The 22,632-nt window shown below is 69.5% G+C and carries 21 protein-coding genes; 13 read left to right on the top strand and 8 right to left on the bottom strand.

Annotation, left to right across the window (positions count from 1 at the left end; genetic code table 11):
* The first annotated feature begins 239 nt into the window (after nucleotides 1–239).
* Nucleotides 240–1,031, top strand: coding sequence for a sugar-binding transcriptional regulator (locus OG817_RS04355; RefSeq protein ID WP_406052319.1), 792 nt, complete (start codon nucleotides 240–242; stop codon nucleotides 1,029–1,031).
* A 112-nt stretch (nucleotides 1,032–1,143) separates the two neighbouring features.
* Here OG817_RS04355 and OG817_RS04360 read toward each other — a convergent pair whose 3' ends face one another.
* From OG817_RS04360 to OG817_RS04380, 5 genes are read right to left on the bottom strand one after another with little or no spacing between them, the layout of a single operon-like run.
* The gene (locus OG817_RS04360) at nucleotides 1,144–1,911 is read right to left on the bottom strand and encodes a CbtA family protein (RefSeq protein ID WP_406052320.1); all 768 of its coding nucleotides are present in this window, start codon (nucleotides 1,909–1,911) and stop codon (nucleotides 1,144–1,146) included.
* A 10-nt stretch (nucleotides 1,912–1,921) separates the two neighbouring features.
* Nucleotides 1,922–2,104, bottom strand: a complete 183-nt coding sequence (locus tag OG817_RS04365; RefSeq protein ID WP_396393672.1) for a CbtB-domain containing protein — start codon at nucleotides 2,102–2,104, stop codon at nucleotides 1,922–1,924.
* The gene (locus tag OG817_RS04370) at nucleotides 2,101–3,282 is read right to left on the bottom strand and encodes an MSMEG_0565 family glycosyltransferase (protein ID WP_406052321.1); all 1,182 of its coding nucleotides are present in this window, start codon (nucleotides 3,280–3,282) and stop codon (nucleotides 2,101–2,103) included. Before OG817_RS04370 ends, OG817_RS04365 begins: the two co-directional genes overlap by 4 nt.
* Before the next feature lie 12 nt (nucleotides 3,283–3,294).
* Nucleotides 3,295–4,824 carry a hypothetical protein gene (locus OG817_RS04375; protein WP_406052322.1) on the bottom strand — a complete coding sequence of 510 codons (1,530 nt, stop codon included), beginning with the start codon at nucleotides 4,822–4,824 and terminating at the stop codon, nucleotides 3,295–3,297.
* Nucleotides 4,821–5,831: a carbamate kinase gene (locus OG817_RS04380; protein ID WP_406052323.1), complete on the bottom strand. Its 1,011-nt coding sequence runs from the start codon at nucleotides 5,829–5,831 to the stop codon at nucleotides 4,821–4,823. The genes OG817_RS04375 and OG817_RS04380 overlap by 4 nt, the downstream gene beginning before the upstream one ends.
* A gap of 119 nt (nucleotides 5,832–5,950) precedes the next feature.
* Between OG817_RS04380 and OG817_RS04385 the strand changes: the two genes are divergently transcribed.
* From OG817_RS04385 to OG817_RS04395, 3 genes are all read left to right on the top strand, one after another.
* Nucleotides 5,951–6,607: a hypothetical protein gene (locus OG817_RS04385; RefSeq protein ID WP_406052324.1), complete on the top strand. Its 657-nt coding sequence runs from the start codon at nucleotides 5,951–5,953 to the stop codon at nucleotides 6,605–6,607.
* An 87-nt stretch (nucleotides 6,608–6,694) separates the two neighbouring features.
* The gene (locus OG817_RS04390; protein ID WP_396393677.1) at nucleotides 6,695–7,858 is read left to right on the top strand and encodes an MSMEG_0568 family radical SAM protein; all 1,164 of its coding nucleotides are present in this window, start codon (nucleotides 6,695–6,697) and stop codon (nucleotides 7,856–7,858) included.
* Complete coding sequence (locus tag OG817_RS04395; RefSeq protein WP_406052325.1) at nucleotides 7,855–8,391, top strand: MSMEG_0567/Sll0786 family nitrogen starvation N-acetyltransferase; 537 nt, start codon at nucleotides 7,855–7,857, stop codon at nucleotides 8,389–8,391. Before OG817_RS04390 ends, OG817_RS04395 begins: the two co-directional genes overlap by 4 nt.
* Here OG817_RS04395 and OG817_RS04400 read toward each other — a convergent pair.
* Nucleotides 8,388–9,368 (bottom strand): AIR synthase related protein, encoded by a 981-nt coding sequence (locus tag OG817_RS04400; protein WP_406052327.1) that lies wholly within the window; start codon nucleotides 9,366–9,368, stop codon nucleotides 8,388–8,390. The genes OG817_RS04395 and OG817_RS04400 overlap by 4 nt on opposite strands.
* Nucleotides 9,369–9,445: 77 nt before the next feature.
* Between OG817_RS04400 and OG817_RS04405 the strand changes: the two genes are divergently transcribed.
* Both OG817_RS04405 and OG817_RS04410 read left to right on the top strand, forming a co-directional pair.
* Nucleotides 9,446–10,873, top strand: coding sequence for a DUF1116 domain-containing protein (locus OG817_RS04405; protein ID WP_406052329.1), 1,428 nt, complete (start codon nucleotides 9,446–9,448; stop codon nucleotides 10,871–10,873).
* Nucleotides 10,870–11,682 (top strand): DUF2877 domain-containing protein, encoded by an 813-nt coding sequence (locus tag OG817_RS04410; RefSeq protein WP_406052330.1) that lies wholly within the window; start codon nucleotides 10,870–10,872, stop codon nucleotides 11,680–11,682. Before OG817_RS04405 ends, OG817_RS04410 begins: the two co-directional genes overlap by 4 nt.
* On the opposite strand, the gene OG817_RS04415 is transcribed toward OG817_RS04410, so the two are convergent.
* Entirely contained in the window at nucleotides 11,633–14,812 is a 3,180-nt protein-coding gene (locus OG817_RS04415) for an ATP-binding protein (protein ID WP_406052332.1), read from the bottom strand. The genes OG817_RS04410 and OG817_RS04415 overlap by 50 nt on opposite strands.
* 116 nt (nucleotides 14,813–14,928) lie before the next feature.
* Here OG817_RS04415 and OG817_RS04420 point away from each other — a divergent pair, with 116 nt between their 5' ends.
* The 7 genes from OG817_RS04420 to OG817_RS04450 all read left to right on the top strand — a co-directional run bounded on the left by OG817_RS04420 (nucleotide 14,929) and on the right by OG817_RS04450 (nucleotide 21,952).
* Nucleotides 14,929–15,723, top strand: coding sequence for a phosphosulfolactate synthase (locus OG817_RS04420; protein WP_406052334.1), 795 nt, complete (start codon nucleotides 14,929–14,931; stop codon nucleotides 15,721–15,723).
* Nucleotides 15,713–16,642, top strand: a complete 930-nt coding sequence (locus OG817_RS04425) for a hypothetical protein (RefSeq protein ID WP_406052336.1) — start codon at nucleotides 15,713–15,715, stop codon at nucleotides 16,640–16,642. Before OG817_RS04420 ends, OG817_RS04425 begins: the two co-directional genes overlap by 11 nt.
* Nucleotides 16,627–17,976 (top strand): adenylosuccinate lyase family protein, encoded by a 1,350-nt coding sequence (locus OG817_RS04430; RefSeq protein WP_406052337.1) that lies wholly within the window; start codon nucleotides 16,627–16,629, stop codon nucleotides 17,974–17,976. The genes OG817_RS04425 and OG817_RS04430 overlap by 16 nt, the downstream gene beginning before the upstream one ends.
* Nucleotides 17,967–18,962 carry a pyridoxal-phosphate dependent enzyme gene (locus OG817_RS04435; RefSeq protein WP_406052339.1) on the top strand — a complete coding sequence of 332 codons (996 nt, stop codon included), beginning with the start codon at nucleotides 17,967–17,969 and terminating at the stop codon, nucleotides 18,960–18,962. The genes OG817_RS04430 and OG817_RS04435 overlap by 10 nt, the downstream gene beginning before the upstream one ends.
* Nucleotides 18,959–20,473, top strand: a complete 1,515-nt coding sequence (locus tag OG817_RS04440; RefSeq protein WP_406052340.1) for an argininosuccinate lyase — start codon at nucleotides 18,959–18,961, stop codon at nucleotides 20,471–20,473. Before OG817_RS04435 ends, OG817_RS04440 begins: the two co-directional genes overlap by 4 nt.
* Before the next feature lie 65 nt (nucleotides 20,474–20,538).
* Nucleotides 20,539–20,865: a hypothetical protein gene (locus OG817_RS04445; RefSeq protein WP_131356373.1), complete on the top strand. Its 327-nt coding sequence runs from the start codon at nucleotides 20,539–20,541 to the stop codon at nucleotides 20,863–20,865.
* Nucleotides 20,866–20,884: 19 nt separating this feature from the next.
* Nucleotides 20,885–21,952 (top strand): type I glyceraldehyde-3-phosphate dehydrogenase, encoded by a 1,068-nt coding sequence (locus tag OG817_RS04450; protein ID WP_406052343.1) that lies wholly within the window; start codon nucleotides 20,885–20,887, stop codon nucleotides 21,950–21,952.
* Here OG817_RS04450 and OG817_RS04455 read toward each other — a convergent pair whose 3' ends face one another.
* Nucleotides 21,953–22,609 (bottom strand): helix-turn-helix domain-containing protein, encoded by a 657-nt coding sequence (locus tag OG817_RS04455; protein ID WP_406052344.1) that lies wholly within the window; start codon nucleotides 22,607–22,609, stop codon nucleotides 21,953–21,955.
* Nucleotides 22,610–22,632 lie beyond the last annotated feature (23 nt).

The following is a 22,632-nucleotide window of genomic DNA, read 5'->3' on the forward strand; positions in this document are numbered from 1 at the left end:
ACAATGACTCGAATCAATATGAGGTCTAGAGTGCTCACATGAGCGATACCGACGATGGTGCTGACCTGCAGAAGGTTGACGGCCGGCGACTACGCGGCAAACAGAGCCAGATGCTGTTGATGGCTGCGGTGGCGAGGCGCTACTACCTCCAGGAGCGTTCTCGCGTGCAGATCGCGGAGGAACTCGGCCTGTCCCGGTTCCAGGTCGGCCGGCTGCTGGAACGGTCTCGGGAGACTGGCTTGGTCCGGATCGAGATCGGCCTGCCCGATGACTTGGAGATGGATCTGTCCGTCCAGTTGCAGGATCGCTTCGGACTGCGGTACTGCGCCGTGACCCAGGCGCCGGCCGACTCTCCGGAGTTGTTGCGGGGCATCGTCGGGCAAGCCGCAACCTCGCTGCTGCAAGAGATCGTGACCGATCGCGACGTCGTGGGCATTTCATCTACCCGCACGCTGATGGGACTCCCAGATCCTCCGGGTGGATTCAGCAGGTGCGCTGTCGTGCAGATCACCGGCGCGGTGTCGCGGATCGACGCGTGGGATGTGATGGAAGCCGTACGTCGGTTCACGCGGGCCGGTGGGGGACCGGCCTACCTCTACTACGCGCCGATGGTGTGCCCGAGTGATTCAGGTCCGGAAATCTATCGGAAGCAACCCGACTTCGTGCGCTGCCAACAGCTGTTTCGTGAGTTGACAGTCTGCGCCATCGGCATCGGCGCGTGGGGCGATGGACTGTCGACGGTCTATGAGGCAGCGTCGGCACGCGACCGGGAAACTGCTCGAGAGCTGGGGGTGTGTGCAGAGGTCGTCGGTCACCTCCTGGATGATCAAGGCCGCAAAGTGCAGACGCCGCTCGACGAAAGGATGATCGGCATCTCCGAAGCCGAGCTGCGTTCCGTGCCCACGCGGATCGGTATCGCCTTCGACGTACGCAAGAGTGACGCCGTTCGAGCCGCGCTGACATCTGGACTGATCAACGGGATCGTCATTGATCACGACCTGGCTGAGGCTGTGCTCCTCGGCGCCCCATGACACGGATCCCGACCGTGACGTGGCCAGCAGGTTGCCTCGGGCAAGCATCGGTTGCTGAAGCAGTGGGTGACGAGTCGGGCGAAGGTAAGTCCCTCCCCGGCATTGACGTTGTTCAGCGGCCGTTCAGGACCCGGTGAGTGCGGTCGTACGCCGTGGCGCTGTGATGCGCCCGGGCCAGCAGCGTGCCGGTCACCAGACCCAAGGTGGTCCAGAGAATCGCCAGCGTGCCGAGTGACCTGAGCCGGAACTGCCAGACCAGGCCGGCCCCGACGTCGGTGGGAATCGCGTCGGGGGCGGCCGGCAGTCCGGCGAAGAGGACAACGCAACCGGCAGCCACAACGCCGACGATGCTCCAGGAGAGGCGAGTGGTCGACCATCCGCGCCGCCGGGCGGTGCGGATGATCGCGAGTAACGCGGCCACCGTCAGAGCCGCGATGGCGATTGCGCAGCCGTAGAGGAGCGTGCGTTCGGTGACCGTGTCCGGGTCGCCGACGGCCGGCGGGTTGGCGGGGTACTTGAGGCCGGGGGCGAGGGCGAAGATCGTGAAGCCGCCTCCGGCCACGACCAGCGCGCTGGTCAGGTCGCTGAGCTTCGACGACCGGCGGAAGCGGCTCAGGGCGACGGCGTACAGCACGGACAGCAGCAGGGCGGCGACGATCACCGCGATCGCTCCGCCGACCTGCTGCAGGCCGCGCGAGACGAGCTCGGCCTCATGCGTATGTTCGCCCTGCGCGTGCTCGATGGCGGCGCGGCTCTCCTCGACCTCCAGGGCGAGCCGGACGGTCGGTTCGACGACCACGAAGCTGAAGACCGCGGCGACCCCACCCGCCGCGAGTCCGCCGGCGAGTGAGGCACGAAAGGTTGACGGCCAGAGGTTCATCGCGGCGTCCCTAGTGGCAGGGCACGCCGAGGATGTGGCGTCCGTCGTGGGTGAACTCGTGGACGTACGGCGCGACGGTGGACAGCACCGCACCGTTGTCCTGGAGCATGAGATACAAGGCGATCAACGACAGTACGGCGATCAGATACGCCCAGACCGGGATGCGCTCGGCCGTGGTGGTCACATTGCTCATGTGTCGGGCTCTCCTTCGGTGTGTGATGAGAGTGCTCGGCGATAGACCTCGAGGTGTTGCTCGGCAGTGCCGGACCACGGGTACGCCGCGGCGACGGCCGGCCCGCGTCGGGCCAGCCGGTGCCGGGTTGCTTCGTCGTCGACCAGTCGCGCCAGACCCTGTGCGAGTGAAGCCGCATCACCCGCGCCGGTCATCAGTGCGTCCTGCTCGTCGGTCAGGAACTCGTGGAAGACGTCGATGTCGGACGTGACGACGGGGAGTCCGGCGGCCATCGCCTCCAGGACCACCAGACCCCAGCCCTCCTTCATCGAGGGGAACGCGAAGCCGTCCGCGGCGCCGAACCACTCCGGCAGCTCCTCGTCGGAGACGGTGCCGAGCAGTACGACGTCCGTACCGAGCCGCAGCCCGCTCGGCTCGAGCGAGTCGAGCACCGTCTCGCGGTAGGCCCGGTAGTCCTGGAAGGAATGACCGCCGATGATCGCCAGCATCGGCGGATTCGGGTGCGTCGCCTTCAGCCGGGCCAAGGCCTCGACGAGATAGGCGGTGCCCTTGCGCGGCTCGATGCCACCCACGGTCAGATAGACGAAACGGTCGCCGGCGTTGATCCGCTGCCGCAGCTCCTTGCGACGCAGCTCGCTGACGCCGGCGCCGAACCGGTCGGTGCGGACGCCGTTGGTGACGATGCGCGCCTCGACTCCGTAGTCGCGCAGCAGGAGGTCCTGCCAGAGCTTGCTGACCACGAGTACGTCGTCCGGCTCGAGGATCGCGTTGCGCTGGCAGTCCATCAGCGCCTGTGTGGTGAAGTCGTCGACGTGGTGGACCGTGCGGATCAGCCGGAACGGCGTCCCCGCGTCCCGGACCCGAGCGGCGGCCCGGGCCGAGATGCAGTCCTGGCTGTGCACGATGTCGAACTGGTCGCCGATCTCGGTGAGGAAGTCGGTCAGCGTCGCGATCGACTGGAACACCCGCTCCTCCAGCGTCGGCGCCGGTGGCGGCGCATCGACCAGCCGTACCGGTACGTCGACCTCCCGGAAGAACCCTTTGCCCTGATCGGACAGCGCGATCACGGTGACGTCCACCCCGGCGGCCTGCAGTGCTTCCGCAAGCTCCAGCGTGTGCACGACCCCACCGCGTGGTTTCACCGAGTACGTCGTGAGCGCGAGGCGTAAGCGATCCACCGCAGCCACCGCCTACAGCTCCGCCGCAACCAGAGCGGGGTCGCGCAGTGCGATCGCGGACGCGGCGAGCGCCGCCCGGGCAGCGGTCTCGGTGACGATGCATCCGGCTCGGCGCAGCGTTTCCTGCTGGGACGCGAACCCCTGCGGGTCGAGTTCGGTGCCGAGAACATAGGCGACGACGATCGCGCCGGAGCCGGTCACCTTCTCGATAGCGGGCGCGAGCATGCCGGCCGGATCGTCGTGCGCGCCGTCGCCGATCACGACGTCGAGGAGAACCGCGGCGACACCGTCGTCGTCGACCTGACGCTCCAGGAACTCGATCCGGGCCTGCGGATCGATCATCGGGTGCGGCCGGCCGACCGTGTACTCCTCCTCGCCGAGGTCGAGGAACAGATGCGAGTCGGGCTTCGCCGAGTCGACGGTGAGCGACTTGTCCAGCGGGACGTTCGAGTGGATCGGCCCCAGGTGATCGGTGGCGATCGTCAGAGCCTCGTAGCAGAGCGTTCCGCCGCTGTAGAGACCGACGACCTTGCGTCGCGTCGGTGCCAGCCCGGTGATCAAACTTGCTACCTGCTCAGCCGTCCCCTGAACCAGGTCCGGAGTGGATCCGCCGACCAGAGCGATCGTCTCGGCGGCGCCTCGTTCGAGGGTGTTGACCACTGTCACGTGGTCGGGAGTGGAGAGGCTGTCCCGCAGGCCCATCAGCGCGGCGACCGTGGGCTTGGACGGCACCTTCAGCAGCCGTTCTGCGACCTCACGGGACGGCGGCTTCGACACCAGCAGGATCGCCTGCGTCCGCTCGTCCGCGTCGAGCGCGCGCAGCGCGGACTCGGCCATCAGGCCGCCGACCTCGGGAGACAGGTCGCGGCCGCCCACGCCGATGACGTGCGAGACGCCGATTCCCCAGCGGTCCAGCAGGCTCATCACCTCTTGCGCGCCGGTCCCCGCGGCGGCAACGATGCCGACCGGTCCGGCGCTGACCCGGTTCGCGAATCCGAGTCCGGCGCCGGCGATCATCGCCGTACCGGCACCGGGACCCATCACCAGCCGGCCGAGGTCGCGGGCGCGTTGCTTGAGCTCGATCTCCTCCTGCAGCGGAACGTTGTCGCTGAAGAGCAACACGTTCAGACCAGCCGTCAACGCCTTGTGGGTCTCCAGAGCGGCGTACGAGCCCGGCACCGAGATGATCGCGACGTTCGCGTCCGGCCTCTCGGCCAGCGCCTCGCCCAGATCGGTGGCGTTCGGTACGTCGCCGTCCGCCTCCTGCGCTGTCGCGGCGAAGAGTGTCTCCGAGGCCGTGTCGAGCGCTGCCGCGGCCGAGTCGTCGTCCTCGGCCCGGACGGCCAGGACGAGATCGTTGGCCGCCGCGCCCTCCACATCGCCGGCGATGCCTTGCTCAGCAAGGGTCTCGAGGTTGGCGGGGGTGGCCATCAGGGCCCAGCCCCAGGACACTCCGGGCGATCCGAGGATCGCGCGGGTGGCCTCGAGGAGGCGCACGCTGTCCTTGTAGGAGTTCTTGCGTACGGCGACGCGGGTGCTCATCCGACCAGCTCCTTGGTGGTGGCAGGGGTGGGGACGTCCTCGGTCAGGATCCGAGTGCCACGGGTGCCCTCGACGATTCCGTGCGGCTCGTCGAGGGTCGCGTAGACGAGCTCAGGGGTGGTGATGGCTGCGAAGCGCGGCCGCTCGACGGAGGCCGAGCCTTCGACGAACTTGATCGCGGCGCTCATCTTCGGGCCCATGCTCCCGGGCGGGAACTGCCCGTCGGCCAAGTAGCGGCGGGCCTCGGTCACGGTCAGTTGCTCGACGGACCGCTCCTGCGGCGTACCGAAGTCGAGCTTCACCGATGGGACACCGGTGACCATGACGAGTGCGGTCGCGTTCGCCGCGACGGCGATCCGCTCGGCGGCGAAGTCCTTGTCGATGACGGCGTCGACGCCGCGGTAGGCGCCGTTCTCCTCGACCACCGGGATGCCGCCGCCGCCCGCGGCGACGACGATGTGACCCGACTGGGTCAGCGCCGCGACGGCGTTCGCCTCGAGGATCGCCTGCGGGGTGGGGGAGGGAACGACCCGGCGGAAGCCGCGGCCCGCGTCCGAGACCATGGTCCAGCCGCGCGTGGCCGCGAACTGCTCTGCCTCGGCCTGACCGAAGAACGGCCCGATCGGCTTGCTGGGGGCGGCGAACGCGGGGTCGTCGCGGTCGACGACGATATGCGTGACGACGGAGACCGCGCCGGAGATCTCTCGGCCGCACACCTCGTGCAGGGCCAGGCAGATCAGGCTTCCCAGTGCTCCCTGGGTCATCGCGCCGAGGGAGTACAGCGGCTGCGCCGGCACCAGCCGGGCACCTTCCTCGTGCTGGATCGCCAGGTTCCCGACCTGCGGCCCGTTCCCGTGCACGATGATGATCTGCCAGCCCTTGCGCAACAGCGAGCGAACGGACTTGGCCATCGCCAGCGCGTTCGAGTACTGCTCGTCCAAGGTGCCCCGCTGGTCCTCGCGGGTGAGTGCGTTGCCACCGAGGGCGATGACCGCGATGTCGCTCATAGATCCGGCTCCTACTGTCGTGCACGTCAGCTGTGCGTCCGCCTCGTTCGGATGGCACAACATAGCAGATGGACGTGTCGTATAGTAGACATCGAGGCGACCGACCAGGGAGAACTGCGATGACTGACGAGATGACCGCCCGTGCGCTCCGATCCTCCTGGCGAGCCTCGGAACAGAGCCTGTACTCCATCGGTGGCGGCGACGTCGAGCGCTATCAGCTCGCGGTCCGGCTGGTCCGCGCGATCGTCGACGAACTGGGTGGCGTCGGGTCGACCGACGAGCTGGTCGACCGCTGGCCGCAGGCCGGCGAGATCGTGGCCGGCGCACTGGAGGGCACGGGTCTCGCGCTCGGCGCACTGCCGTTGGATCAGGTCGCGGGTGCGTCCTTCGCGCTGCGTCACGCCGCGCTGCAGGCCGAGGAGACCAGGCGAGCCAGGACCGAGCTGATCGCCGCGGCGCGGTCTGACGGTGCCGACTGGGTCGTCCTGCATGAGAGCGGTGATCTGCTGGCCGGGTTCGCGGATCCCTATGGCTCCACCCGGATGCATCTCGGGTCCGGTCTCGCGATCGTCGCCGCGGTGCAGCCGGATCTGAGCACGGGGGTGGCGGTTCGCACTCTGACGGTCGTCCGGCTCGACCCGCGCACCGGCGACCTCGTCGACGACGATCCCGGCATCGCGGACCTCGCGTACTCCGACAGTGCGTCGTTCCGCAGCGGAGAGGCCGCGCTGCGTGAGGTCGTGGAGGAGACGGCCGCGGCCGAACGTATCGGATGATAGACGAATGTATCGGTCAGGAGATACGGTAGGTCAACTGCGCTCCTCGAACCCTCGGCCACGTCGACACGCTCGGAAGGACCTCCCGTGACCCAGACGGCACAGACCCGCACCCCCATCGCCACCGTCGACGACGGCAGTCGGCTGAGTGACCTGATTCTCGAGCTCCAGGAGAAGGGGCTCACGGTCAGCGGCCCGCTGGAGCGCAGGCCGGGCGGTGCCGGGCCCTCGGACGCGGGCATGATCTGGGTCGAGGGCACGCCTGTCACAGTCCCGGTCGACGCCGCGTACGTCGCCAACACACCGTACTCGCTCGAGGCGGAGGACTCCGGGCACGGGATCTACCGCGACGGGGTGCGACTGGCTTCCGCGACACCGGCTGGGCGGCCGCGCTTCTACGACCTGGAGACCGCGGACGGTACGCCGTACTGGAAGCTCGCGCTGATGCATCTGGACTCGCTGGCGAGCACCGTTCTGCAGACCTGTGCGTACTGGGGCAACGACGACCAGTGCAAGTTCTGTGGCATCGGCGTCTCGCTCGCATCGGGTAACACGGTCAAGGTGAAGCGGCCCGAGCAGCTCGCCGAGGTCGCGGTCGCCGCCCGCGACCTCGACGGTGCCGTGGACATCACGCTCACCACCGGATCGACCTGGGGCAAGGACCGCGGCGCGTACTACGTCAGCAAGTGTGGCCACGCGATGAAGGAGGCCTCCGGGTTGCCGGTGGAGGTGCAGTTCGAGCCGCCGACCGATCTGGCCGTCATCGACAAGGTGCACAGTCTGGGCATCGACTCGCTCGGCATCCATGTCGAGTCGTTCGATCCGCAGGTGCTGGCCCGGGTCGCTCCGCCGAAGGCCCGTACCGGTATCGAGCGCTACTTCGAGACCTGGGAGTACGCCGTCGAGCGGTTCGGCGAAGGCCAGGTGTCGACGTACGTCATCCTCGGCATGGGCGAGGATCCCGAGGTCACCCTGGCCGGCTGCAAGCGGGCCATCGACATCGGGGTCTACCCGTTCATCGTGCCGCTGCGCCCGGTGCCGGGGAGCCTGATGGCCGACTCCGTCCCGCCGAGCCGCGCCTACACCGAGAGCATCGCCCGGGTGGTGGCGCCCGAACTGGTCAAGCGAGGACTGACCGCGGACAAGGTCTCGGCCGGTTGCGCGCGGTGTCAGGCGTGTTCGGCGCTGGGATCCCTCGAGCGAACCATCCAGCTGGGTATGCCCGGCCTGCCGGTGCGAAGCGCATCATGACCACACGGTCGGCCGAGATCGGCGTCTGGCGGGCCCTCGACCGTGATCTGGCCAAGCACTATGCGATCCGGCAACGGGTCTTCGTGCTCGAACAGCGGATCATGGAGTTCACCGACCTCGATCCGCACGACCGGGACACCCGCACCATCCATGTGCTCGCCGCCCAGGGGTCCTGTGCGGCAGGCACTGTGCGGCTGTATCCGCTGGACGGCGAGCTGTGGCAGGGCGACCGGCTGGCCGTCCTTGCCTCGCACCGGTCGTCGATGGTCGGGGCCGAGCTCGTTCGCTTCGCGGTCGCGACGGCCGGCGGGCTGGGCGGTGCGCAGATGCTCGCGCAGATTCAATTGCCCAACGTGCGCTTCTTCGAACGTCTCGGCTGGACACGTGCGGGCGCCGCAGCGCCGTACTGCGGGCTACCTCATCAGCCGATGGTCTACGACCTGACGCAGGCGCCGGTCACCACCTGGCCAGGCCGACCGGACGAGCTCGTCCTCGAGCCGCTCGCCGAAGTACAGGACCTGCGCGCCGGCTAGGCCCACAGGCCGGTGATCGTCTCGGTGGCCAGGTCCATCAGGGTCGCCTTGCGGCCGCCGGATCCGATCGTCAGCAGACTCGTCTCGGTCACCTCACCCACCTGCGCACAGACCAGGTCGTGGGCCTCGAACACCGCCGCACAGTCCGCCGCGCGCTCGGCCGGAGTGGTCAGCCAGAACGCGTACGTCGGGAAGGCGATCAGCCAGCGCAACGGGTCGGTGTCGGCCGGGACGGGCATCCGGTCCAGGTCGATGTGGGCGCCGTGGCGGGTGAACTCCAGGAGCATGGCCAGCGAACCGAGCGCGCCGGCCATCGATACGTCCTTCGCCGCAACGGCCAGGCCGTCGTCGGCCACCTGGGCGAGCAGCCGGACATCGCGGGCCAGGGTCTCGGCCTGCTCCTCGATCGAGGTGAAGAACGGGAAGTCCGGCCGCATCGTGCCGTTCAGGCAAGCCGCGAACATGACCGCCTGACCCGGTCGTACATGGGCCATCGAGAGCGGTGACCGCACCTGTCCGAGGGCGAACGCCGACAGCGAGGTGTCGGTCTCGGCCCGGGTCAGGTGGCCTCCGACGATCGGTACGTCGTACATCCTCGCGGCGTCGGACATGCCGCGGAACACCTCGGCGACCTCGGTGTCGCGGCCGATCACCGTGTTCACGATCGCCTTTGGAACGCCGCCCATCGCGGCGATATCGTTGACGTTGGCAAGCACACTGGCGACGCCCGCGCCGTACGGGTCGGACCGCACGAAGGGTGGCGAGATCGCCTCGCCGCAGACGACGGCACGTGCTCCGTCGAGCTTCACCACGGCACCGTCGTCACCCGGGCCGTGGAGTGGATCGCCGGTGTCGACGAAGCCGGACACCTGGGCGATCGCGCCCTTCCCGGACACGCCCGCGTGCTGACGGACGACCGCCACCACCTCGTCCAGTGCTGGGGGCGGCTGGGTGCTGGTGAGGGTTGGCTCGGTCATGGTTCGTATCCTATAATAAACGTCCATATCGGTCGAGAGATATCCGCTCCGGCTGTCATCCCTGGAAAGGCCACGTGATGAGTCAGACTCCCGTCGTCGAGCTGCCGGCCGCCGTTGATGTGATCAACATCGGGCTCCCCCTGTTCGAGAGCGCGCTGCGCGACCAGGGCCTGCCGGTCATCGGCGTGGACTGGCGGATCCCGGGCGGCGGCGAGGCGCGGACCGTGGCGGCCTTGTCCCGGCTGCTCGGCCCGCAGGCGGCCCGGATCGACCAGGCCAACGCGGAGGTGCTCCGACGGCTCAACGAGGGCGTCCCACTGCTGGTCGGCATCGACCGCGCTGGTGCTGTCATCGAGGGCCTGGGCGAGCGCGACATCCTGCACTGCGGCCCGTCCATCGCGTGGGAAGACATGCCGGATCCGCTCCAGCGCTCGGTGCGGGCTGCCGTGGTGGCGGAGGGTTGGGCTCCTGATGTGGCGGCCGCAGGACAGCTGGTCGAGTCGGGCGAGGTCCGTCTGGCGCCGGCCAACGAGCATCGGACCGTCGTACCGATGGCGACATCGATCGGTCCGTCCGCGCCGGTGTACGTCGTGCAGAACGAGCTCGGCGGTGTGACGGCGTACTCGAGCATCAACCAGGGATCGGGGGCAGTGCAGTGGTTCGGCGTCGACAGCGACGCTGCCATCGAGCGGATCCGCTTCGTCCGCGACAAGGTGGGGCCGGTGCTGGCGGAAGCGCTGTCGAACCACGGGCCTGTGGATGCGTTCGCGCTCGCCGCACAAGGCGTTCCGATGGGCGACGACGTACACATGCGGGTGCAGGCGACGACCAACCTGTTCCTGCGCGACCTGCTGCCTTACCTGGTTCGGGGTATGCACCCCGCGACGGCTGAGGTGGCGACCTTCCTGAGTGGCAACCACCTGATGTTCCTCAACGTGGCCATGGCCGCGGCGAAGTCGCTGGTGGAATGGGCCGGCGAGGTACGCGATTCGAGCATCGTGACCACGATGGCCCGCAACGGGACGACGTACGGCGTACGCCTTGCCGGCGGTGGCGACGACTGGTTCCTCGCGCCCTCTCCGCCGATCCAGGACGCCTTGTACTACCCGGGTTTCGGCCCGGAGACGAGCGCGCCGGACATCGGTGACAGCGCGGTGCTCGAGCTGGTCGGACTGGGCGGACCGGCGGCGGCGAACTCGCCTGCCGTGGCCGGCTTCCTCGGTGGCCGGATGTCCCATGCGATCGCGGCCACCCGGAGCATGCAGCGCATCTGCGCGGGGGAGAGCCCACGGTTCAGGCTGCCGATCCTCGACAACGTCGGTACGCCGGTCGGCGTGGACGTGCGCAAGGTGGTCGAGCTGGGCATCACCCCGGCCGTGAACACCGGCATCATCCACGCGACCGCCGGGACCGGACAGGTCGGTGCGGGCGTGGCCTGGGCTCCGATCGAGTGCTTCACCGACGCCTTGCTCGATCTCGACCGACGTCTCGCGCCTGACGCGTGACAAGCCACCTAGCGCCGATCGTCGCCGGGGCGGGCGTCGCAGCCGCCCATCCCGACGGCGCGTACGGGACCGTTGTCGGCACCTTCCGGCACGGTTGCTACGTGCAGGTCCACGGTGGCATGTACGCCGTGGCCGGACCTGCCGTCGCACCCGGGCCGATCCACCTGATCGTCGAGCAGGCTCCCGCTCGGGTACCGGAAGGACTCGCGGTCTGGCGCGACGGCGGGCGGTTGCGCTCGACCGAGTGGCAGATCGACCTGGCCGGGGCTGCTCTCTTCAGGCCACGGATGCCCGGCCCGCGGGACCTCCAGCTGGCGGCGTCCGCACTCAATGCGATGCGCGGCCGGCTCGCTGTGCCCGACGATCTCCACTCTTGCTGGGACTCGGTACGCCGTGCCGTGGCCACCGACGATCTGACCGCGGCCAGGGAACTGCTCGAAGGTCGTGGCGGCGGCCTGACACCGACCGGCGACGACGTCCTCGCGGGCATCCTGCTGGTGCACGCCTGGCGAGGCGACGATCCGCAGGGGTTGTCGGAGGTTGCGCGGGCCGCGGCCACCACGAACCTCAGCCGGTCGTTCCTCACTTGGGCGGCACAGGGGCAGAGCCTGGCGCCCGTGCACGACCTGATGGCGCACGCGGCAGTTCACGATCAACCGGCGTTCGTCCATGCGGTCGCGACGGTGTCGGCGATCGGCGGATCGTCAGGAGTCGCGCTGCTCTGGGGCATCGGACTGGCCGCCGGCGCGGCCGGCACCCTCAGGAGTTGGCGCGCGGCAGCCGCCCCGCCTGCGCAAAGCACGACCTGAGCTGGCGGGGGAGCGTTGCCTCCAGGCGACGCAGCGCCGTACGTGCCTCGTCGGGAGCTCCGACCTCACCGAGGAGCAGGAGTGAACCGGTCTGCCGGGCGACGGTGGCTGCCTCCTCGCCGCGTCCGAGCAGATGGAACGCCAGGGCCTGGTACTTGAGTGAACTCGCCGCACGCGCGGCCACGAGCAGCGCTTCAGGGTCCTGGAGCCCCATCCGGCAGGCCACCTCGCGGACCCGCAGGTCCGCTCGCCACCGGAACGGCAGCCAGTGCTCGATCAGGCGCCCGGCCATCTCCAGGCGTTCGGCCGCGCGGTCGGCCTGGCCGTCCAGACGCTCGCTGTCCGCCAGCGAGCAGAGGGCATGCAGTTCCTGCTCGATCTGCAGGCTGCCCGCCTCCACCTCACGGGACTGACTCAGGGCCAGCTCCGACAACTCGTGCGCCCGGAGCGGTTCGCCCAGTTCGCGCCACACCCAGGCCAAGGTCGTGTTCGTCCGCGCTCGGTAGAACGAAACGTCGTACCGCTCCAGGATCTGTGCCTTCGTCTGCAGGACGGTCAGGGCACCGGACAGGTCGCCGGCGTTGCCCCTGGCCAGGCCGGCGAAGAACAGTGCCCGCAGCAGCGGATGGAACGCGCCGATGCTGTTCGAGACCGCGACCGCGTCGTCGAGCACCTCGATGGCCTCGCCGTACCGGTCGGCATGGGCGAGCAGGGCGCCGAGACAGCTCGACACCGAGGCCTTCACCGCTCCGTCCTCGTCGCCGTTCTCGTTCAGGGCCCGCTCGTACGCGCGATGGGCGGCGTCGAAGTCGCCGGCCCAGTGCTTGGTCCGCCCGAGCAGATTCCATGCGCTCGGTCGGGCGCCGGGCATCCGGGAGGCTTCGTCCGCGCGCGCCACCGCCTCCTCGACGTCGCGTCGGTAGTACGCCGTCCAGCCGAGCCGCTCGACCGCGGTGGCCCGGAGCGAGCGGTCACCTCGGGCGACCGCGAGCGCCTCGGCCTCCTGGTGATCGTCCGTCGCCGCGTCGAAGGCTCCGAGCTCTTCCTCGGCCGCGCCGCGTCCGATCAGCGCGAGTCCTTCGAGCTCTTGGTCGTCTGCCTGGCGGGCGGTGTCGAGGGCGTTCGTGAACAGGCGCACCGCATCGGCGTTCGCAAACGAACGGCGGGCCAGTGTGGCCGCTTCGTACCACGACCTCGCCGCGGCCTCGGTCAGTCCGGCTCGTTGCTGGTGATGTGCCCGCAGCTCCGGTCGCGCCGAGAAGATCTCCGCCAGCTGACGGTGCCGCAGGACCCGGACCGGTCCCGGGAGATTGTCGTACAGGGCCTGGCCCAGGATCGGCGGCGACGAGACGAACAACTCATTGCGAGAGGCAAGCAGTCCGGCCGCCATCGCCTTCTGCAAGGTGGGCATCAGGTTGACCGCCGGGCGGCCGACGAGCTGCTCGAGGGTGTCGACGTCGAACGCGGTCCCGATCACCGATGCGGACTGGAGTAGTTCCTCGACGTCGCTGCCACTGCGCCGTACCCGGTCCAGAACCATCGAGCGCAGCGTGCCGGGGATCTCCGCCTTGTTCTCGCCGCGGGTGAGAGCGGCGAGGACCTCGACCACGAACATCGGGTGGCCCTGCGTCAGCTCCCAGACGAAGGCTGCCTCGGTGGCACTTCCAGCCTGTTGTGCCAGCAGGGCCACGTCCGACTCGTCCAGCGGTCCGAGCTCGACCAGTACGCCGTTGCCCGCCAGTGCGCGCAGCTCCGGGTCGAGGCGGTCGGACGGAACGGTCGCCACCACGAGGAGTGGTACGTCGTCGATCGTGTGCAGAAGCCACTGAAGTGCCTCCACCGTGGCCGTGCCGGCGAGGTGCAGGTCGTCGAAGTACAGCAGTAGCGGCTGGTCCTCCGCGGCGGTCGCAAGCACATGGCGCAGCGTGTTGAGGATTCGCCGATGCTCGATCTCCGGACTCGCACGCCGGTACTCCGTGACGCCCACGACGTCACGCAGGTCCGGCACCAGCTCCACCGCGGTGTCCGTCCAGGAACCGAGCATGGCCGGCAGGGCATCGGGAGCGGTGGAGAGAAGAATCCGGCTGAGCACAGTCAGGAGCGGCTGGAGCGGTGAGGATCGCTCGCCCTCGAAACAGTCCACCCTGATCGCCCGCGCGCCGCCGCGCTCGGCGTAGTCGGCCAGCTCCTGCGCGAGCGAGGAGCATCCCGAGCCGGGACTTCCGGTGACGACGATCGATCCGGCCTGTCCGGCGGCCGCGACAAGCCACCGGTCGACCATGGCGGCGTACTCGTCCTGTCTGCCGATCAGGGTGGAGCTGCCCGCGACGGACGCTGGGCGAGGCGTCAGGATCGGTCCGGGGTCGGCGCCGCTGACGATGGCACTGAACAACCCGTCGGTCTCCGGGCTCGGCTCCACCTCGAGCTCCCGGCGCAGCTCGAGCCGGAGTTCGTCGTAGGTCTGCAACGCCGAGGCGCGGTCGCCGAGGTGCCACTGCGCGTTCATCAGCGCGCGGCCGGCCTGCTCGTCGTGGCGGAAGCGGGACAGGACCGACTCGGCCTGGTTCGCGATCTCGCTCCACATCCCGAGCCGGGCCTGGGCATCCCAGCTGGCCCGGTTCAGGCGGCGGGCGAGCGCGTCCACGTGGCGCTGCTGGTCCTCAGCCCAGGTCCGTTGGGCGACGGCGGGAGGTAGCTCGGGATGGCCACGAGTGAGCAGGCCGAAGGCACGGCGCGCCGCGGTGACCGTCACGGCCGGGCTCAGGGCGGCGCGGGCCTGGGCGGACTTGGTCAGCTCCTCCAGGAGCGCGAGGTCACTGGTCCACGCCCGTCCGCAGTTGAAGCGGTAGCCGGTCGACGAGGACCCGGTGATGACGTCGGAACCGACCGCCCGGCGCACCCTGCTCACCAGCGAGGCGATCACGCGGTCGGCACTGTGCGGAGCGTCCTCGTCCCAGAGGGCGTCCACCAGAGCGTCGATGTCCACGAGTGCGCCACTGGCGGCGACCAGCCGGCGCAGCAGGATCCCGGCCCGGCCGGCCGGGATCGGGCCGAGCTGACGACCGTCGGCGTCGGTGACCGTCAGGGCCCCGAGCACGTAGACGGTCGAGGGCGCCGCATGGCTCGGCATCAGGATGACGCTCCTCTCTCCCCAGTTTCTCCGACCATCTCCTATGGTATAAATACATCACTGATAGTGGAGGACGGGCGGTCCTCCCGGGCGAGTCGGCTGGAGAGGCAGGCGCAATGGCTGGAGCTGGTCCGAGCTTCCTGACGCTGCCGGAGCGACCCGCCAAGCCACGGTCGGCCGGGCTGACCCATGTCTTGGACAAAGGGTATTCCCTGGACCGGGTGGAGTCCGTACTCAAGGCGTACTCCGGCTGGATCGACGTCTGGAAGCTCGGCTGGGGTACGGCCTACATCGAGCCCGCGCTGGCCGAGAAGGTCCGGGCGCTGCGCGACCACCAGGTCAAGCCGTGCACCGGCGGCACGCTGCTCGAGATCGCCTGGCTGCAGGGCCGGGTGGACGAGTTCTTCGAGTTCGCGACCTGGGCGGGTTTCGAGTGCGTCGAGGTGTCCCGGGGGAGCACGGACATGCTGCTGGCCGAGAAGCACCGGATCATCCGGCAGGCCCGGTCGCTCGGGTTCGAGGTCTTCGCCGAGGTCGGCAGCAAGAACCCCGGTGACGCTGTGTCCGCGGCCGAATGGGTCACCGAACTCGAGACGGATCTGGAGGCCGGCGCCGGCTGGCTGGTGGCCGAGGGTCGCGAGAGCGGCACCGTGGGTCTGTACGACGCGGGCGGCTACCTCCGCGAGGACCTGCTCGACGCGCTCGCCTCGTCCGCCACTGCCGAGCTGATCATCTACGAAGCGCCGCAGCGAGCGCAGCAGGCGCACCTGATCCGGCGGCTCGGCCCTGAGGTGAACCTCGGCAACATCGCGGTGGACGACGTGATGGGTCTGGAGACGTTGCGCCGCGGACTCCGCTCCGACACGATCGGGCTCGGCGCGACGCTGGAGAGCTCGGCTCGTGCGCACTGAGGAGCCGGTCCTGATCCGGCCGACGGATCCGGGCGCACCGAACGTCGTCCCGTCGCGCTACCGCCAGGTCGCCGTCGCGGCCGTCCCGACCCTCGACCCCGTCTGGCTGACCGATCACTTCACCGATCGCGAGGTGTACTTCCGGACCCGGTTCATCGTGGCCCGGCACGAAGGTCGCGTCGCGCTCGTCGAGGTGGACCGCAAGCCGTCCGCGGACCTGTTCACGCTGACCGTCGCGGCCCGGGTACTGGCCGGCCCCGACGACTGCGCCGTGGTCGTCGACGAGACCGTCGACACCGCCGTTCCGTCGCAGCTGGCTGCCGCCGCGGAGGCCCTTCCCGGCGTCCGGTGCGTCGTGGTCGAGGGGTCCTACTCCCACGTGAGCTTCATCCTGAATCCGGCACCGATCCGGATCAGGCTCGTCGACGTCGTTCCGCCCGGCCCGGCCAAGTTGCTCGACCAGGTACGCCGGGTGCTCGCGACGGCCGAGGATCTCCCGCCGATCGTCGTCGTACCGGAGCTGGTCGACAGCCGACGTCTTCTCGCCGAGGCGTACGACGTACCTCCGCGCGATGTGCTGATCCCGTGTCGTGGTTCGGGGATGGACTTCCCGGGCAGCACGGTGTCGTTCTTGGACGAGCGACCACCGGAGCGTGGCTGGACGCTGCTCGGGTGTGAACGGTCCAATCAGATCCACCAGTGGTTCTACGGCAGCACGCCTGAACGCGTCGACATTTGTCCGCGCCAGTGGCTGACGGCGGACGGCCGGCGTACGCTCACCCGCTGCTGCCTGCTCCAGGAGGGCATCGAGAGCGAGTCGACCGGAACGGTCGTGCCCTGGGGTGCCTCGCTGGCCGAGGTTCGGGCGGCGCTCGAGACGATCGTCGATCGGTCGGGGGTCGCATGGACGCACATCTGATCGATTCCGCGGTCTTCGGGCACCAGTGGAGTACCGCGGAGAGCCGCGGGATCTTCGCCGAATCCACCCGGGTTGCTCGGTGGCTCGACGTGATCATCGCGCTGGCCGAGGCCCAGGCGGACGTCGGCATCATCCCGGCCTCGTCGGCGGCTGCCATCGCGGGGCTCCGCGGCGACGAGCTGGATCTGGAAGCCGTTGCGGAAGGCACCCGGACGACTTCGCACTCGACGCTCGGCCTGATCCAGGTGCTGCAGCGGATGCTGCCCGCGGACGCGGCCGAGCACGTGTACTACGGCACCACCGTCCAGGACATCTCGGACACCGCACAGGTGCTGGAGATCGCCGAGGTCGGCGAGCTGGTCTGGCGGGATCTCTGGGGGATCGAGGCGGAGCTCCTGGCCCTTGCCGCGCGGTACCGCGAGACGCCGATGCTGGGCCGCACCCACGGTCAGCCGGGGGCTCCGATCACGTTCGGGTTCAAGGCTGCGACGTGGGCCGACGAGATCGGGCGCAGTCTGGAACGTCTTCGCCAGGGTCGTGACCGCTGGCTGGTGGCCGAGCTTGGTGGAGCGGTCGGCGTGCTCGGGTTCTTCGGTGCGCAGGCGTTGCCGCTGCGGGCGGCGTACTGCGATCGACTCGGGCTGGCCGAGCCGGCCATCTCCTGGTTGACCACTCGCGACCGGCTCGCGGAGTTCGCTCAGGTGATGGCCGTTGCGGTCGGTGCGATGGCCCGGATCGCCAACGAGGTCTACATGCTCGCCCGCGCCGAGCTGGCCGAGGTGCGCGAGCCGACGCCGTCGACCACGGTGGGCAGTATTTCCATGCCACACAAGCGCAATCCCGAGGTGTCCGAGCAGATCGTCACCCTCGCCCGGCTGGTTCGATCCTCGGCGGGTGTGCTCGCCGAGACGTTGATCGGCGAGCACGAGCGGGACGGCCGCTCGTGGAAGACCGAGTGGGTCGTGCTGCCGGAGCTCAGCCATTACCTTCTCGCCGCGTCCGGTATGACGCGGTCGCTGGTAGGCGGGCTCGAGGTCGACCCGGCACGGATGCTCGCGAACCTGGAGGCGACCGGGACGGCGTCTTCGGAGCGGCTGCTGAGCGTGATGTCGGCGCGGCTGGGTAAGCACCGAGCGCAGGCCACGCTGCAGGACGCCTACCGCGCCGCGATCGGCTCCGGCCGTTCTCTCACGGCAGTGCTCGACGGGCAGATCGAGCCCGCCGAGCTGGCCGAACTCGACCGGTTCGACACCGGTGCCGCTGCTGCCATGGCCGACGAGGTGGTGGCGCGGGCCACCCGACGCCGCGCCGGGGAGAGTGCGTCGTGGCGCTGACCGACCTTCCCCGCGTGCCGCTCGGGACCTTCCCCACTCCGCTGCAGCACGTCGCGGATCTCGCGGGTACGCCGGGACTGCGCGACGTACTCGTCAAGCGCGACGATCTGACCGGGTTCGCCTGGGGCGGCAACAAGGTGCGCACCCTCGAGTACGTCCTCGGGGACGCGGTGTCGCTGCACGCCGACACCATCGTGGTCGCGGGTGGTCCCCCTTCGAACTTCGCCGCTCTCCTGGCCGTTGCTGCCGCCGGTCAGGGCATCGCGGTCGTGCAGGTCTGCTACGGCAACCCGCGCGATGGTGCAGCCGCGCTGGCCTTGTCGAGAAGGGCAGGCGCGGCCGTGGAGTTCACCGGCTCCGCCGATCGCAGCAGTATGGACGAGTACGCGGGCGCGCTGGCCGGACGGCTACGGGCAGAGGGCCGACGGCCGTACGTCGTACCTCGCGGAGGAGCGACACCGGTGGGCGCCTGCGGGTTCGCCGTCGCAGCCGCGGAGTTGGTCTGGCAGTTGGCCGAACGACGGATCGGCGCCGCGAGCGTCGTGATCCCGGTCGGCTCCGGAGGCAGCATCGCCGGACTGCTCGCCGGCCTCGCGTCGACTACCGGGATCGAGGTCGTAGGTGTCTCGGTCTCCCGGCCCGTCGCGGAGATCGAGGCGCAGGTTTCGACCCGCGCGGATGAGTGCGCCCGACTGATCGGCGCCACCGGCCCGCTGCCGCGCTGGCGGGTGGTCGACGGACGCGGCCCTGGGTACGGCGGCGGATGGCCGGAGGCTGACGAATTGGCGGGCGCCTTGTTGCAGCACAGCGGTTTCGTCGCCGACCCGGTCTACAACGCGAAGGCGCTGTTGTGGCTGAGCAGTCATCGCAGCGAGCTGTCAGGACCCGTCCTGTACTGGAGCACCGGTGGGGCACTCGCCGCCGCCGACGAACTCACCACCCCGGCGGCCACTCCTACGGCCGTCGGCGAGGAGGCAACGTCATGACAGCGGTGAACTCGGGCCGACGGGTCGAAGGGCCTTCCAAGGACCGCCCCGCGCAGCAACTCATCGACGCGGGGTTCGCTTGGGAGATCGCGGACGCACCGCTGCTGCACCACGGTCTGAACATGGCCGACATCGCCCACGTACTCGACCTCCGCCACCGGCACATCATCCCGGAACGGGCGGCCGCGGCGCTGCTCGGCGTACTGCTGGACACGCATCGCACCAAGCCCGAGGACTTCCCGTACGACGCGGCGTACGGTGAACCGTACAACTCGCGCGAGCGCCACTTCGTCGCCACGATCGGCGACGACGCCGGCTGGTTGCACGCCGGCCGGCCCCGGCGCGAGGCGGCCCGGGTCGCACTGCGGATCCTCCTGCGCGGACTGACCGCCCGGCTCGCGGTCGCCGCCTCCGAGTTCGCCGCCACCTCGTGCCGTACGGCGGCTCGCTATCGCGAGGTGTACATGCCGGACCAGACGTACCTCCAGCAGGCGCAGCCCTCGACGTTCGGCCACTACCTGCTCGGGTTCGTGCCGCCGGCGATCCGGGACTGCGATCGGTTGATGGACGCCCTGGCCCAGGTCAACACGAGTCCCGGCGGCGCGGGGTGTGTCAACGGCAGCCGGTTGCTGGACGACCGGCGGGTGATCGCGGACCTGCTCGGGTTCGACGACGTGATCACGCACACCCGCGACGCGATGTGGCAGACCGACACCTTCGTCGATGTGCTGAGCACCAGCGTCAGCCTGCTGTCCAACCAGTCCAAGCTCGCCGAGGACCTCGAGATCTGGTCCAGTCAGGAGTTCGACTACGTCGACCTGGCCGGCCCGTACACCCGTGCCTCGGTGCTGATGCCACAGAAGCGCAACCCGTACGCGTTGTCGATCGTTCGCGGTGGTGGCGGCGTACTGATCGGGCGGCTGACCGGATTCCTGGCGGTCGTGAAGAGCCCGTCGGCCCGCAGCGACAACCTGATCTTCGCGTACGGCGAGATCCCCAAGGCGGTCGAGTTCGCAACCCGGATCACCGCGCTGATGGAAGGCGTGGTGGACACGCTCAGCGTCAACGAGGACCGGATGTGGCAGCGGCTGGAGGAGGGGTACACGCAGGCCACGGATCTGGCCGAGTTCGTCATGCTTCGGTGCGGCCTGGACTACCGGGCGGCGTACCTGGTGGTGGGCGAGGTGGTGCGCGAGGCCAGCCGGCGCGGGGTCCGGGGTGTCGACATCAGTTCCGACGACCTCGATCGCGCGGCGACATCGGTCGTGGGGCGCACGCTGGATCTCGATGCCGAGGAGATCAGGACGGTCCTCGATCCGCGGGCGATCGTCGCGACCCGCAGCGCCCTCGGCGGCGCCGCGCCGGAGGCCGTCCAGTCGATGACCGAGGAGTACCTGGCCAAGGCCGTGGACCTCGGCTACCGGGCGAATCACGCGCTCGAGAAGTACGCCGCCGCGGAGGCCCGGCTGCTCGCCGAGGCGGAACAGGTGGCCGCCGGACGGAACGACTAGGTCGTGTCCGGGCCCGTTGCAACGCCGTGCAACACCTGTGCAACAGCAGGGGGCAGCATCCGTTCATGGACACGTACATCGCTGGACCTGACTGCTGCGGATGCCGCTTCGAGCAGAGTGCACCGGCGCACCATCGGCGCCTGATGTCCCTGGAGGCGCAGCCGATGACCTCCTTGGTGGAGCTCATCGAGATGGCCGCCACCTGGGGTGAGATCGAGTACGGCGAGTTCGAGCCGGTGATCCCCCCGAGCGAATGGATCGACTTCGCCGAAGCGCACGCGTGGACCGACGGTGACCGCGTGTTCGACGCGCTGGTGGCACTTGCCTCCCTGGTGCCACCAGCGCGCTCCACGGCCGGCGCCAGAGCCGTGCCCGTGCTGGTTTCGGTGTGAGACCCCGAGAGGAATCCCGATGACCGATGCACCCCGGATCGCGATCAACGGCCTCGGCCGGATCGGCCGTGCGCTGCTGCGCTCCATCATCGCCCGTGACTCGTTCGTCGACGTCGTCGCCGTCCATGACCTGACCCCCGCGTCGACGCTGGCCTACCTGCTCCAGCACGACACGGTGCACGGCCGGCTCGGCGTACCGGTGGTGGCGACCGACGACGAGCTGATGGTCGGCGACCGGCGGATCCGGGTACTGCGGGCGAACCACCCGGGGAACCTGCCGTGGTCGTCGCTCGGGGTCGACGTGGTCGCGGAGTGCAGCGGGCATTTCACCAGCAGGGACCGGGCCGGAGGGCATCTGCGGGCCGGCGCGAAGCGAGTGGTGATCTCCACCCCGACCGACTCGGCGGAGGCGACGATCTGCCTCGGCGTCAACGAGGCGAGTCTCGACCCGGACTCGGACCGGATCATCTCGAACGCATCCTGTACGACGAACTGTGTCGCGCCGATCCTCGCGATCCTCGACGAGGCCTTCGGAGTCGAGGGTGGCTGGGTCGACACCGTGCACGCGTACACGAACGACCAGCAACTGCTCGACCTGCCGCACCACGACCTGCGCCGATCCCGTGCCGCGGGTCAGAACATCATCCCGACCGGAACAGGTGCGGACACCGCGCTCGCGCGTGTACTGCCGCACCTGAAGGACCGCGTGCACAGCGTCGCGGTGCGCGTCCCGGTGCCCGACGGCTCGCTCAGCAATGTCGTGGGCATGCTCCGCAGCCGGGCCGGCACAGAGCAGGTGCGCGACGCCTTCATCCAGGCCGCGCTGTCCGAGCGATGGTCCGGCATCGTGGGCGTGAGTGACATGCCGATGGTCTCCAGCGACGTGATCGGCGACCCGCGGTCCTGCGTCGTGTCCCTGCAGGACATCGAGTCGCACGGCGACGCCGTCCGCGTGTTCGGCTGGTACGACAACGAGTGGGGCTACGCCAACCGGTTGCTCGACCTGGTCGAGATGGTGACGCTGCGCACCAACGTCAGGCGCCCCGTGACCGACCTGGGCACACCCCACTCCGCTCTGGTGCGGTGATCAGTTCCGGCGTTCGGGGAGCGACACCCAGACCGCCTTGGTGGCGCGGCCGGACGGGTTGCGCCAGGAATGGCTCTCCTCGGAGCGGAAGTGCAGCGAATCGCCCGCGGTGAGGCGGTAGGTCTGAGCACCCACAGTCAGCTCCAGCGATCCTGACTGGACATGCACCAAGGTCTCGCCCGCCGAGCGCCGTTCGTCATCGGCCGACTGTGCGCCCGCTGCGATCTCGTTGACACTCGCCGTCAGGTCGAAGGGCCCTGAGTCCGCGGAGATCGATCCGAGCACCACATCTCCATCGTGTGACGTGTGGATCCGCCGCTGGTCCTTGGGGGTGAAGGCGACCGGCGTGGCCGGAGCGTCGGTCTCGTCGATGAAGTGCGCGACCGGCACCTGGAAGGCCGCCGCCAGCTTGAGCAGCGTGGTGATGGTCGGGACCATCGTGCCCTGCTCCACCTTGTGAATCGCGGCCGGCGACACGTCGGAGCGCTCGGCCAGCTGCTGGAGTGACAGTCCGAGCCGGGCGCGCAGAGCGCGCAGCCTCGGGCCGATGCCGGAGACCACCTCGGAGACGGCCGACTCCGACAGAGGTGGCCCGGTGGGTCGCTCGGCCGGCGCGTCGTCGCGGGCCCGTGCGGCCCGCTGCGATGGAGGTGTCACTGGTCGCTCCTTCGTCGTCTGCC

It is taken from the genome of Kribbella sp. NBC_00889 (assembly GCF_045207705.1).
Classification (GTDB): domain Bacteria; phylum Actinomycetota; class Actinomycetes; order Propionibacteriales; family Kribbellaceae; genus Kribbella.